Source organism: Enterobacter sp. JS8-1 (assembly GCF_049187015.1).
Taxonomy (GTDB): domain Bacteria; phylum Pseudomonadota; class Gammaproteobacteria; order Enterobacterales; family Enterobacteriaceae; genus Enterobacter; species Enterobacter mori.
On sequence record NZ_CP185805.1, the window covers coordinates 3,903,280 to 3,916,272 of the forward strand.

General features: G+C 54.5%; 13 protein-coding genes and 1 pseudogene. 7 read left to right on the forward strand and 7 right to left on the reverse strand.

Annotated elements, in window-relative coordinates; genetic code table 11:
* Nucleotide 1 precedes the first annotated feature (1 nt).
* The 4 genes and pseudogenes from ACOQH0_RS18540 (at nt 2) to ACOQH0_RS18555 (ending at nt 4,996) form a co-directional block, all read left to right on the forward strand.
* Nucleotides 2-874, forward strand: coding sequence for a manganese catalase family protein (locus tag ACOQH0_RS18540; RefSeq protein ID WP_010435239.1), 873 nt, complete (start codon nt 2-4; stop codon nt 872-874).
* A gap of 69 nt (nt 875-943) precedes the next feature.
* On the forward strand, nt 944-2,347 hold the full coding sequence (locus ACOQH0_RS18545; protein ID WP_042714542.1) for a cytochrome ubiquinol oxidase subunit I: 1,404 nt from the start codon (nt 944-946) through the stop codon (nt 2,345-2,347).
* Entirely contained in the window at nt 2,347-3,357 is a 1,011-nt protein-coding gene (gene cydB / locus ACOQH0_RS18550) for a cytochrome d ubiquinol oxidase subunit II (protein WP_256458955.1), read from the forward strand. Before ACOQH0_RS18545 ends, cydB begins: the two co-directional genes overlap by 1 nt.
* Before the next feature lie 8 nt (nt 3,358-3,365).
* Nucleotides 3,366-4,996 (forward strand): annotated as a pseudogene (locus ACOQH0_RS18555) (alpha-amylase family protein).
* Here the strand turns inward: ACOQH0_RS18555 and ACOQH0_RS18560 are convergent.
* The 4 genes from ACOQH0_RS18560 to ACOQH0_RS18575 are packed head-to-tail and all read right to left on the reverse strand — an operon-like array spanning nt 4,997 to nt 7,480.
* Nucleotides 4,997-5,983, reverse strand: coding sequence for an SDR family oxidoreductase (locus ACOQH0_RS18560; protein WP_421510958.1), 987 nt, complete (start codon nt 5,981-5,983; stop codon nt 4,997-4,999).
* A 13-nt stretch (nt 5,984-5,996) separates the two neighbouring features.
* Nucleotides 5,997-6,509, reverse strand: coding sequence for a 2-oxo-tetronate isomerase (locus ACOQH0_RS18565; RefSeq protein ID WP_421510959.1), 513 nt, complete (start codon nt 6,507-6,509; stop codon nt 5,997-5,999).
* 11 nt (nt 6,510-6,520) lie between these two features.
* Nucleotides 6,521-6,967: a DUF421 domain-containing protein gene (locus ACOQH0_RS18570; RefSeq protein ID WP_010435249.1), complete on the reverse strand. Its 447-nt coding sequence runs from the start codon at nt 6,965-6,967 to the stop codon at nt 6,521-6,523.
* Between the two features lie 9 nt (nt 6,968-6,976).
* Nucleotides 6,977-7,480: a hypothetical protein gene (locus tag ACOQH0_RS18575; RefSeq protein WP_421512370.1), complete on the reverse strand. Its 504-nt coding sequence runs from the start codon at nt 7,478-7,480 to the stop codon at nt 6,977-6,979.
* A 139-nt stretch (nt 7,481-7,619) separates the two neighbouring features.
* Between ACOQH0_RS18575 and ACOQH0_RS18580 the strand changes: the two genes are divergently transcribed.
* Nucleotides 7,620-8,009 (forward strand): YdeI family stress tolerance OB fold protein, encoded by a 390-nt coding sequence (locus tag ACOQH0_RS18580; protein WP_172701766.1) that lies wholly within the window; start codon nt 7,620-7,622, stop codon nt 8,007-8,009.
* A gap of 67 nt (nt 8,010-8,076) precedes the next feature.
* Nucleotides 8,077-8,961 carry an SDR family oxidoreductase gene (locus ACOQH0_RS18585; RefSeq protein ID WP_120158703.1) on the forward strand — a complete coding sequence of 295 codons (885 nt, stop codon included), beginning with the start codon at nt 8,077-8,079 and terminating at the stop codon, nt 8,959-8,961.
* Between the two features lie 35 nt (nt 8,962-8,996).
* Here ACOQH0_RS18585 and ACOQH0_RS18590 read toward each other — a convergent pair whose 3' ends face one another.
* On the reverse strand, nt 8,997-10,979 hold the full coding sequence (locus ACOQH0_RS18590; protein ID WP_421510960.1) for an alkyl/aryl-sulfatase: 1,983 nt from the start codon (nt 10,977-10,979) through the stop codon (nt 8,997-8,999).
* A gap of 171 nt (nt 10,980-11,150) precedes the next feature.
* Here ACOQH0_RS18590 and ACOQH0_RS18595 point away from each other — a divergent pair, with 171 nt between their 5' ends.
* The gene (locus ACOQH0_RS18595; RefSeq protein WP_421510961.1) at nt 11,151-11,549 is read left to right on the forward strand and encodes a hypothetical protein; all 399 of its coding nucleotides are present in this window, start codon (nt 11,151-11,153) and stop codon (nt 11,547-11,549) included.
* A gap of 61 nt (nt 11,550-11,610) precedes the next feature.
* Here the strand turns inward: ACOQH0_RS18595 and ACOQH0_RS18600 are convergent, their stop codons facing one another.
* Nucleotides 11,611-12,225, reverse strand: coding sequence for an outer membrane beta-barrel protein (locus ACOQH0_RS18600; protein ID WP_421510962.1), 615 nt, complete (start codon nt 12,223-12,225; stop codon nt 11,611-11,613).
* 100 nt (nt 12,226-12,325) lie between these two features.
* Nucleotides 12,326-12,955 carry a helix-turn-helix domain-containing protein gene (locus ACOQH0_RS18605; RefSeq protein WP_421510963.1) on the reverse strand — a complete coding sequence of 210 codons (630 nt, stop codon included), beginning with the start codon at nt 12,953-12,955 and terminating at the stop codon, nt 12,326-12,328.
* Nucleotides 12,956-12,993: the final 38 nt, after the last annotated feature.

Here is a 12,993-nt window from a genome sequence, read left to right on the forward strand (position 1 = left end):
TATGTTCCGACACGTAAAACAGCTGCAGTATACGGTTCGCGTGGCCGAACCCAATCCGGGCCTGGCCAATCTGTTACTGGAACAGTTTGGCGGGCCGCAGGGCGAACTTGCCGCCGCCTGTCGTTACTTCACTCAGGGGCTGAGCGATGACGATCCTGGCCGCAAAGATATGCTGATGGATATCGCGACCGAGGAGCTGAGCCACCTCGAAATTATCGGCACCCTGGTCGGTATGCTTAACAAAGGGGCCAAAGGCGAACTGGCGGAAGGGGTTGAAAGTGAAGCGGAACTGTATCGGTCAATGACCGAAAACGGCAACGACAGTCACATCACGTCGCTGCTATACGGCGGTGGTACGCCGCTGACCAACTCGGCGGGCGTGCCGTGGACTGCAGCCTACATTGACACCATCGGCGAACCCACCGCCGACCTGCGCTCAAACGTGGCGGCGGAAGCCAGAGCTAAGATCATTTATGAACGACTGATCAACGTGACGGACGATCCGGGGGTTAAGGATGCGCTGGCGTTTCTGATGACGCGTGAGGCGGCGCACCAGCTCTCCTTTGAAAAGGCGCTGCAATCCATCCGCAATAATTTTCCGCCCGGAAAATTGCCGCCAATCGAGGAGTACACCAACAAGTACTACAATATGTCTGAAGGTGGAGAAGTTCGCGGAAGCTGGAACAGCGATAAGCATTTCGACTACGTGGAATCTCCCCAGCCAGCGGTTGACGGAGGAGACGGCAGTGCAAGCGTAACGCTTACGACCGAGCAGGCCACGCTGGTCAAAGCTATGTCTGCACGCACGAAGTCCGATCCAAACGCCGACCCGCTAACCGGCGCCGAGCTTGGCGCAGGGAAGAAAAAACCGTAATCGGTTTTGCCAGGTAGCCTGACGCTGCCTGGCAATTCTCGTTAGCCCTCCGTTCCAGAGGTACGGCCCATGTTCGAACTCGATGCGTTTCATCTGGCCAGAATACAATTCGCCTTTACCGTCTCGTTTCACATCCTTTTTCCCGCCATCACCATCGGGCTTGCCAGCTATCTGGTAGTACTTGAAGGCATGTGGCTGCGCACCAAAAACGACGTCTGGCGTTCGCTGTACCATTTTTGGCTAAAGATTTTTGCCGTCAACTTTGGCATGGGCGTGGTGTCCGGGCTGGTGATGGCTTACCAGTTCGGGACTAACTGGAGCGGTTTTTCCCAGTTCGCAGGCAGTATCACCGGCCCGCTACTCACCTATGAGGTGCTCACCGCCTTCTTCCTTGAAGCCGGTTTTTTGGGCGTGATGCTGTTCGGCTGGAACAAGGTCGGCCCTGGCCTGCACTTCTTCGCGACCTGCATGGTGGCGCTGGGTACCCTGATGTCCACCTTCTGGATCCTCGCCTCCAACAGCTGGATGCACACTCCGCAGGGCTTCAGTATTCAGAACGGCCAGGTGATCCCTGAGGACTGGCTGGCAATAATCTTTAACCCCTCCTTCCCGTATCGGCTGATCCACATGTCTATCGCCGCCTTCCTGAGCAGCGCGCTGTTTGTGGGCGCATCGGGGGCGTGGCATCTGCTGCGCGGCAACGACACGCCCGCCGTGCGTAAAATGTTCTCAATGGCGATGTGGATGGCGCTGCTGGTCGCCCCCATCCAGGCGGTGGTCGGCGATATGCACGGCCTGAACACGCTGGAGCACCAGCCCGCCAAGATTGCCGCCATCGAAGGGCACTGGGAGAACCCGCCGGGCGAAGCGACGCCGCTGCTGCTGTTTGGCGTGCCGGACATGGAGGAAGAGCGCACCAAATACGGGCTGGAGATCCCCGCGCTCGGCAGCCTGATCCTGACCCACAGCCTGGATAAACAGGTTCCCGCCCTGAAGGACTTCCCGAAAGAAGATCGCCCTAACTCCCTGATTGTCTTCTGGTCGTTCCGCGTTATGGTCGGGATGGGGCTGCTGATGATTGCGCTCGGCGCGCTCAGCGTCTGGCTGCGCTATCGGCACCGGCTATACCACTCGCGTCCGTTCCACTGGTTTGCCCTCTGCATGGGGCCCGCCGGGCTCCTCGCACTGCTGGCCGGCTGGGTGACCACCGAAGTGGGCCGCCAGCCGTGGGTAGTCTACGGCTACCTGCGCACCATCGACGCCGTATCGCTGCACAGCACGCTGCAGATGAGCATCAGCCTGCTGGCCTTTATCGTGGTCTACTGTTCGGTCTTTGGCGTGGGCTATGTCTATCTCGTTCGGCTAATTAAGAAAGGGCCGCAGCCTGTTGGCACCCTAACCTCTAACACTTCGGGCACCCCTGCCCGTCCGCTGTCTGCCGCTGAATCTGTTCCTGAAGAGGAGAGAAGCTGATGGGCGTTGATATCTCGGTTATCTGGTTTGCAATCATCGTCTTCGCCACGCTGATGTACATCATCATGGACGGCTTCGATCTCGGAATTGGGATGCTCTTCACCTTTGTGGGTGATGCCAAAGAACGCGACGTGATGGTAAACAGCGTGGCCCCGGTCTGGGACGGAAATGAAACCTGGCTGGTGCTGGGCGGTGCTGGGCTGTTTGGTGCGTTTCCCCTGGCCTATGCGGTGATCATTGATGCGCTGACCATTCCGCTTACCGCCATGCTGATTGGCCTGATCTTTCGCGGCGTGGCGTTCGAATTTCGCTTCAAGGCGACGCCGTCGCACCGCAAATTCTGGGACTACTCCTTTGCGGGCGGATCCTTGCTCGCCACGTTCAGTCAGGGGATCGTCGTCGGGGCGATGATCAACGGTTTCGATGTGGAAGGACGACGCTTTGTCGGCTCATCGCTGGACTGGCTGACGCCGTTCAACCTGTTCTGCGGGCTGGGGCTGATCGTCGCTTATACCCTGCTGGCGACGACCTGGCTCATCATGAAAAGCGAGGGCGCGCTGCAAACCCGCATGCGCGAGTTGACCCGCCACGTGCTGCTGGCGCTGGTTGGGGTTATCGCGGTGGTCAGCATCTGGACGCCCCTTGGCTGGCAGTACGTGGCCGACCGCTGGTTCACCCTGCCGAATTTCTTCTGGTTCCTGCCGGTCCCCCTGCTGGTGGCGGTTTTTAGCCTGTGGATCTGGCGACTGACCCGCAATCCGAACAGCCATGCCCGCCCGTTCCTGCTGACGCTCGGGTTGATCTTTCTCGGCTTTAGCGGGCTGGGCATCAGCCTGTGGCCGCATATCATTCCGCCGCGTATTACCCTGTGGGAGGCCGCCGCGCCGCCTGCCAGCCAGCTATTTATGCTGGTCGGGACGCTGCTGATTATTCCGGTGATTCTGGTGTACACCGCCTGGAGCTACTACGTCTTCCGGGGCAAAGTGTCTGATACGGAAGGCTATCACTGAGGTGCGCTATGGCAGGCTGGCATACACGAGCCATTATTTATCTTATCAGATTGATACCGCCCTGTTTTACGACCTGAACGGCGATGGCTGCGGGGACATCGCCGGAATTGGGGCCAAGCTGCGCTATATCCGCCGGATGGGGGCAACGGTTATCTGGATCACCCCGTTTTATCTGACGCCGTTTCTGGATGAAGGCTACGACGTAAGCGACCACCTGCAGGTCGACCCGCGTTTCGGAAAATTGAAGGATATCATCGCGTTTATCGAGCAGGCTCGCGAGCTGGGCATGCAGGTAATTATCGAGCTGCTGATCCAGCACACCTCGGACGCGCATCCCTGGTTTCAACAGGCGCGCCGCAACCCGCAGTCCCCCTTTCGTGATTATTACCTGTGGTCCGATAACGACGATGACGACACGCCGCCCATGTTTCCCGGCGTGGAGAAAAGCATCTGGTCATGGGACGATGAAGCCGGACAATACTACCGGCATATGTTCTATCGCCATGAGCCGGATCTGAATCTGGCCTCGCCTGCGGTGCTCAAAGAGATCGACAACATCATCCTCTTCTGGCTCAAGCTCGGCGTGTCGGGCTTTCGCCTGGATGCGGCATCTCATCTGACAAAGCAGGCCGGGCGTGGGGATGAGAAAAAGGGGCTGTGGATCCTCGAACATATGCGTCAGCTGATTGAGCAACACAACCCGGATGCGATCCTGCTCGGGGAAGTAGACGTCGAGGTCGAGGAATATAAAGACTACTTTGGTGATAACGATCGCCTGAATCTGGTGCTGAACTTCTGGCTCAACAAGTATTTTTACGTCAGCCTGGCCGAGAAAAGCGCCCGCCCGCTGCGCAAGGCGGTGAAGAAAATGATCGTGCCGCCGGATCCCTGCTGTTTCGCCAACTGGCTGCGCAATCATGACGAGCTGGATCTGGAGGGGATCGGCAAAAAAGAGAAGCAGACCGTTCTTGATACCTTTGCCCCGGATGACGACATGAACGTGTATCAGCGCGGCATTCGCCGCCGCCTGGCGCCGATGCTGAATGGCAATCAAAAACGGCTGGCGTTCTGTCACGCGGTGCTGTTCTCTCTGCCGGGCGTACCGGTGATGCGCTACGGGGATGAAATCGGCATGGGTGACGATCTGGAGCTGGAAGAGCGTTACGCCGTCCGCACCCCCATGCAGTGGGCGGGCTCGCAGGGCGGTGGTTTTTCGGATGCCGACCCCGACACCTTTATCGCCCCTGTCATCGGTAGCGGTCCTTTCCGCTATCAAAAAATCAACGTGGCGGATTCCCTTCTGCACCGCAACTCGCTTCTGCATCGCATCATTGATATTGCCAATACGCGTTCAGAGTTCCCGGAAATTGGTATTGCGCCGTTTCGACTCATCAACATCGACAACGATGCAGTCCTGGGGCTCTATTATGAAACCGACGAGCGCAGCATTCTGACCTTCGTGAACTTCAGCGACAAGGCGGTTCAGTTCACCGCGAAAGGGATCCGCCACGCCACCTGGACCGCCTGTCTGGCCGACAAACGGTACGAGGATGCGCTACTGCCCGGTAAAACGGTGGAGCTCAATATCGGCGGATACGGCTACCGCTGGTTCTGGACCAACCGCACCGCGCTGCGCTGACTATTTTTTCCGGGTCGACAGCAGGCGAGCCATGACCAGCCCCGCGACCGCGAGCGAACCGAGCAACACTTTCCCCGGCATGCCGGAGGAGACGGTCGTGGCACGATCCTTCGCTTCGGCAGAAAAGCGTCCATGGATTTTGTGCAGATCGTTGACCGGTTGATCCAGATAGTCCCGGCGATCTTCGGCGTTCAGCTTATCGGTCATCTGCCCTTCCCACGCTTTTTTTACCATCAGCCTGTCAAGAAAACCGGGGAAGAGAAACTGCCCGACAATCGACTGAACGGTACTGCTGCCCACCCAGAGTTCACGTACCGGTTTCTGCGCGACCTTAAAAATGGCGCTGGCCGCCACTTCGGGCTGAAAGACGGGCGGAACGGGGCGCATCGCCCAGGCAAATTTGTTTCTCGCCCAGTCAAACTGCGGCGTATTGAGACCCGGCATTTGCACCATTGAAAGCTGAACCCGGCTGTTTTCGTGCATCAGTTCGGTACGCACGGCGTCGGTGAATCCGCGTATCGCGGCCTTTGCGCCACAGTAGGCAGACTGAAGGGGGATAGAACGGTAGGCCAGCGCAGACCCGACCTGAATAATTACCCCGCGATCGCGAGGGACCATCAGTTCCAGCGCGGCGCGGGTGCCGTTCACGTAGCCCAGATAGGTGACCTCCGTAACGCGGCGAAATTCATCGGGCGTCATCGTGCGAAACGGTGCCAGCACGGCCCCCATCGCGTTATTAACCCACACATCGATTGCACCCAGGCGGTACTCAATATCGTTGGCGGCATCGACGACGGCCTGGCTTTCCGCCACGTCGGCCTGCACGGCATACGCATTGACGCCAAAACGACGTAGCTCCTCTTGCGTGGAGTACAGGCTCTCGTCCTCGCGGGCAATAATACCCACATCGTAACCCGCTTTCGCAAAGTGCAGCGCCGTCGCTTTCCCCACGCCCGCCGTCCCGCCGGTAATGACAATTACAGCCATACAACCTCCGCCTTTATTTCAAGCCTGATAGCTTCTCGATCAGTTCAGATAAGGCATAACGGACCGCTTTTTCCACCACATCCTGACATTCACCGGAAAAGTGCACGGTGCTCGTTTCCGTACGCTCGCCTAAATTCCAGGCGAAGCAGACGGTTCCGGCTGCCGTACCGTCATCCCCACCTTCCGGGCCCGCATATCCGCTGATAGCGATACTGATATCGGCCTGCGCAATGTCGCGAATTTTCGCTGCCATTTCGGTGACCGTTTGTTCACTGACGGCGGTGAAGCGCGTGAGGGTTTCATGACGAACGCCCAGGATCCTCTCTTTTGCCTCATCGCTGAACACCACCATCCCGACATCATAGAATTCTGCCGTGTTCTCCTCGGCGCAGAGCGCAACCGCCAGATTGCCGCCCGTGCAGGATTCCGCCGTGGTCAAACGCAGCTCTAAATCCGTGAGTTTTGTCGCCAGCTTTTTCGTTAACTCTCCGACGGTTTCATTTTTATCATGCTCCAGATTATGCATAGCGGTGCCTCTTAATTTTCAAAAGGAATGATGGAAATATGACCATTCCTTTCCAGAATAGCGTATTTGATTTCCTTCAACTCCGTCACGCCGTTATTTTGACGCGCTGAAACCAGAATATCATCGCAAGAAACATCCACTTTTTTAAGCTTATCCATGAGTGGAATGCCGTTTTCCACTAATATAACCGGCGTGCCATCCAGAATATTTTCAACGGGAGAAAAATACTTTTTCATTAAGCCAAATATAATGTCTACCACCACCAGCGTGGTGATCGTAATCATCGCACCGGTGACCGAAAAATCTTGTCCCAACAGCGCCTGTTGCGTTGCTTCACTGATTATGAGCAACAGGATCAGGTCGAAACTGGTCATTTGCAGCAGCGCGCGCCGTCCAGCCACTTTGAATACCACGACCAGAAAAAGATAAATGGCCAGGGCTCGAAAGACCATATCCATATTCGCCTCCTAAGGGTAAATGAACTGCCAGAAGCGAATTTCTGGCTCGTTGTTTACACGAATTGCATTTGCCCACTTCCCCGCCTTCGACGGCGTCAGAAATAGTCTGACGGTGAATTTTTCATTATATTTTAGGTTGTTATAGACGAAAAACAGCGTATCTCCCCGGCTGTACATGCTGTCAGGCTGCGGCCAGATGCTGCCCGGCTCATAGACATCACCGCTCTCGCTCGCCATGCTGATGACGTATTCCCCCTGGGTTTTTACCGGGAAGGCGATCTGCAGCGGAAACTCTGTTTCCCGGCGTCCAAAACGCTCATAGTTGAGAGTGAGCGTTTTTGCCGAATTCATTTTTTCAGTATCACTGACCGCCCCGCTCGAAAACAGACCGGCAATCGCCGCGATAATAATAGCCAGCAACAGGATAAAACCGATCTGCCGAAATGCATACTCGAACGTCAGTAAACGATAACTTTCATTTATCCCGGGCAGCTTTTCATTTTTACGATTCATCGTCGCTATCACCGCTTCGCTTATTTGTCGAAATTTATGATTTCTATAAGCAAATGCTTTTAGGACTTATCACATTTGCCACATAAAGGAATAGCAACAATACTTAATAAGTCAAGACAGCCAAAATGAAGGATATCGGATGAAATTATCAGTCATTTCAGCCTTATTAATATTACTGGTTCCCGCCGCCTGGGCAGATAATAACGGCGGGTTACAAAAAGGCGAAGCGCCACCCCCGCCTCATGCGCTGGACGACGGTTATCGAGGCACTGATGACGCGCGGATTATGACCATTACTCAGGCAAAAGGAATGCATGACGGCGCAACCATCTCACTGCGCGGAAACCTGATTGACGGAAGCGGCGACAAATATGTTTTCCAGGATAAAACGGGAAAAATAGACGTCATTATCCCTAAAGCGGTGTTTGACGACAGAACCGTCAAACCCGATCAGATGATCAGTATTAACGGCTCACTGGATAAGAAATCATCACCTCCTGTCGTACGCGTCGATCATCTGCAGAAATAAATTCAGCGAAGCGTTAACGCTGTCACTATCCATCAAATCTCACCCCTTGGCCTGTAAGGAGTCAGCAATGAGTGATACCACACAACGTACCAACGCTTTCCCAAAACCGCCGTTCCCTGAGCAGCCGCAAACGCCGCCGGGTCTGGCGTCCGAGATGCAACCCGTGCCCGATCACGGGGAAAAGAGCTATAAAGGGCATGGCCGACTGGCCGGTAAGAAGGCCCTGATCACCGGCGGTGATTCGGGTATTGGTCGCGCCGTGGCGATTGCCTATGCCCGCGAAGGTGCCGACGTCGCCATTAACTATCTGCCCGAAGAGGAGCAGGACGCCGCTGAGGTGATTGCGCTGATCGAAGCCGAGGGACGGAAAGCCGTCGCGCTTCCCGGCGACGTGCGTGACGAGACCTTTTGCCAGAACCTGGTGGAAGAGGCGGTAGCAAAACTTGGCGGGCTGGATATTCTGGTCAATAACGCCGGTCGCCAGCAGTATCGCGAGACGCTGGAAGAACTCACCACCGAAGATTTTGACGCCACCTTCAAAACCAACGTTTACGCGCCCTTCTGGATCACCAAAGCGGCGCTGCGTCACCTGAAAGCGCCTGCGTCGATCATCAATACCTCCTCCGTGCAGGCGGTACAGCCGAGCGCCGTGCTGCTCGATTACGCGCAGACGAAAGCCTGCCTGGCGGTATTTACCAAGGCCTTAGCGAAACAGCTGGGACCTAAAGGGATTCGCGTCAACGCCGTTGCGCCGGGGCCTTACTGGACGGTTCTTCAGTCGAGCGGCGGGCAGCCGATGGAGAAAGTGAAACACTTTGGCGAGAGTTCCCCGCTGGGACGTCCGGGCCAGCCCGTTGAAATCGCGCCGCTGTACGTGACGTTAGCCTCTGACGAATGTTCGTTTACCTCCGGGCAAGTGTGGTGCTCGGACGGGGGCGACGGGACTATCTAAAAATAAAAAGGCTGCGTGAGCAGCCTTTTTTGCGTCTACGGAGTGACGATGTTGAACCAGAAATCAAAGCTATCCATATAGCTCAGCAGCTCATCAAGCTTCGCCTGATTGCCTGTCACCGTCACATCCCCCTTCTCCTGCGCCTGTTTCAGCGTGGTCTCCTTGAGGATGATTTTGTTCAGCGTATCGCGGCTGAGTGTGATTGAGGCATCCGCCGCTTTTGCGACCGTATTCGCGCTGTGATTCAGCACGCCGTTCTCAAGCTCCAGCTTGTACTGACCGCCATCTTTACCCAGGTCAACGTTGAACACCGCTTTTGCATTCGCCGCTCTCATGCCATTGATGTGCACCCCGAGGAAGTCAAAGAACATCTCAGGGGACATGGCGCGAACCGTATCCGGGCTGGCGGTATTCGGCGTCGGCAATTTCTGTACGCCGTTACGAAGTTCCTGCGCGCCGGTCAGATAGAAGTTACGCCACGGGCCCGACTCCGCCTGATACCCCAGCTGTTCGAGCGCATCCGCTTCCAGATTACGCGCCGCTTTGTTTGATGGATCGGCAAACACAACCTTGCTTACCACCTGCGCGACCCAGCGGTAGTTACCCTGCGCATAATCGGCTTGGGCTTTTTCAAGGATGGCGCTGGCACCGCCCATATAGTGAACATATTTTTTCGCGGCATCGACGGGCGGGAGTTCGTCGAGCGTTGCCGGATTACCGTTGAACCAGCCGAGGTAAAACACATAGGTCGCTTTCACGTCATGGCTTACCGAGCCGTAATAGCCGCGGCCCGACCAGGATTTGGCTAACCCGTCCGGCAGCGCAAAATTGGCCGCGATTTCATCACGCGTCAGCCCTTTGTTCGCCAGTCTCAGCGTCTGGTCATTGATATACCGGTACATATCGCGCTGGCTTTTCATCAGCTTCACCACGTTGTCGTTGCCCCACGTCGGCCAGTGGTGCTGCGCCATGATGATTTCAGCCTTATCACCCCAACGCTCAATGGCGCTGTTGATGTATTTCGACCAGGCCAGCGGGTCGCGGATCTTCGCTCCGCGTAATGAGTAGGTGTTATGCAGCGTGTGGGTCACATCTTCCGCCGCCTCAATCATCTTCTTCTCTTCAACGTACCACAGCATTTCAGACGGCGCTTCTGACCCCGGCGCCATCATAAAGTCATACGTCAGACCGTCGATAACCTCTTTCTGACCATCTTCGGTGATGTAATGAGTCGGCTCGATCAGCGTCACCGTCCCGGCAGACGTGGTCGTCCCGAGACCCGCGCCAACCTGGCCTTTTGCGTCCGGCTTCAGCAGGTTGCCGTACATGTAACTGGCGCGGCGGCTCATCGCATTCCCGGCCATGATATTTTCGGAGACCGCTTCTTTCATAAAGCCGGCCGGGGCATAGACTTTCACTTTGCCCGATTTCACATCGGCTTCGTCAACCACGCCGCGCACGCCGCCATAGTGGTCAACGTGGCTATGGGTATAAATCACCGCCACCACCGGACGTTTACCGCGGTTTTTATAATAGAGATCCATCCCCACTTTAGCGGTTTCGGCAGAGACCAGCGGATCGATAACCGTGATCCCCTCTTTGCCTTCCATGATGGTCATGTTTGACAGGTCGAGGTTACGGATCTGGTAAACGCCGTCCGTCACTTCGAACAGGCCGCTGATGTTAATCAGCTGCGCCTGACGCCACAGGCTTGGGTTTACCGTATCCGGTGCTTTTTGCCCTTCTTTGATAAAAGCGTATTGCTGCGGGTTCCAGATAACATTGCCCTTTTCACCCTTAATAACATCCTTTGGCAGCGGAGCAATAAAGCCTTTATGGGCGTTGCTGAAATCGGTTTTATCAAAAAATGGCAGCTGGCCATACAGCGCATCATTATTTGCTTTGGTATGGGTGGTAGCTTCTTTTGCCGTTGACTGCGCCATGGCAGGAGCGGCCACCAGCGAGGTGGATAACAGACCGGCAACGGTCATTGCGTTAACAAGAATTTTCAGTTTCATAAATCCCCTACACGTCATAATTACGTTCGGATATGTGTTTAGGAAATAAGGTTACCAGCCAATTATTTCTTTCCCCACTCAAATAACGTTTAAAAATAAACAAACTTAATCTGTTGTCGTCATTGCCTGGCAGGATAATGTTCACTCCATTTATTCACTCCAGGATAACCAATGAAGATAACGCCATTTTTTATCGTTATATTTAGCCTGAGCACCTTAACCGCCTGTCGCTCTGCTCCACCCGATAAAGTCGAACAGATTAACCACATGCAGGTTCCTTTAATTTTACCTGGCGAGAAACTACCCGCAGTACAAACGTCACATATTGCGTCGCTCTACCAGCAGAATAAAAAGCAAATTGATTCATTAACACGCAGCCTCAAATCACAGTATCTTCAGAATGCCTCGGCAAAAGATATCTTTAAAGAAGACAGTCCCGTCCAATCCGTCTACGCCTCCCTCACCAGGCTGGAACAGTTAGATATGGTGAACCAGCAATACCTGAAAGATAAAAATGAAGCTGGCCTGAGAAATATCAATCTCGTCCTGAAACCCTTAATAACGGGTTAAACGATAAAAAGCCCGGCTACAGGGTAGCCGGGCTTTTTTATCATCGAAAAGAACACAGGGACTAATCGTGTTGACCAAAGCGGTAGGTCAACCCCGCCGTAACGGAGCTAATATCGCTGCTGACGCCAATCTGGTTGGCATTACCCACGTTGCTGACCCACTGGTACTCCACGCGGCCAGCCCAGTTTTTATTGAATGCGTATTCCGTACCGACTGCCGCAAGCGGGCGAACACCGGTCTCAAAACGATTGTGACCACTCACATCAGATTCAGCACGGTAGCCCATCGCACCCGCACGGCCATAGATATCCCAATTGTTCGTCACGGCATAGCTGGCTTTTAAAGACATCTGCAGGCCCTGGGCTTTCATTTGTCCACCCGCGCTATGCTGGCCTTTTATCTGCATATTGCCCAGATAATCATAACCGCCTTCAACCGCAAGCCATGGCATAATTTGGTAACCCGTATAGACACCGCCGCCGACATTATCGTGGTCGATATCAAAATGGTTAGCGCTGTTATTACTCTCGAGTGCTTTAGAGCCTGTATTGGTGTCAAAATAATGTGACCAGCCAAATTTCGCCCCACTATACCAGGTGCCTGCGTCTGCGGCGGCAAAAGCGGTCGTGGCGGTACATGCATTTACCAGAATTAAAGCTACCAATGTCTTTTTCATACGTATCCTGTTTGCTTCGTCAAAATTAATTTCGGTGAGCAAACAGTAAACAAAAACGAGAAGGTCGTTAATTCGTTTTTAGTTTAATTTTAAACTGATATTAAAACGACTCCGGTAAATTTCTGATTTCAAGGAGATACCCACCTCTTTTAAACGAGATATATTCACCTTGCTTCAGGGCCGATAATACGTTGAGAATACTGCTGCGCGACAACAGCGTACGGTCCTGGATATATTCGAGGATCGTCGTGCGCATTCGTGCTTCCTCAGGTAATAAGATCATCTCCTGAAGATGGTTGCGAATAACGGAATAAGTCCGTTGCTGCAGGACCTGGGCATCCCGATAAATTAAATAGGCTGTATGATAGGAGAGAAGTGCGGCCACCTCTTCCCATACCCCCTGCTGGCGGAACAGTTCCGCCGCACGTTCGGCATCCACACGTAAAATTGTCGACTCGGTTTCCACTCGCAACATATGCCCCTGCGTTGGCTGGATCATTTCTGCAATACCGAAGAGATGGGGTTCGTAAACCGTGACCAGCAGCAGGCCGTCGGACGCGCGCAGCAGGGACAATCCGCCCTCTAAAAAGAGATACATTTGCTGCCGACCTTTATGTTTCCACGTCACGCGCTTGCGCGGCACAACTTTCATTTTCTCCGCTATCGGCTCAAGGATCGCGGTCAGTCGTTCAATCGATTGTTCAGGACGAACGGGCGGTAAAATATGCATGGCACAACCTTATAACATCGGGTAACTGCCAGTATAGA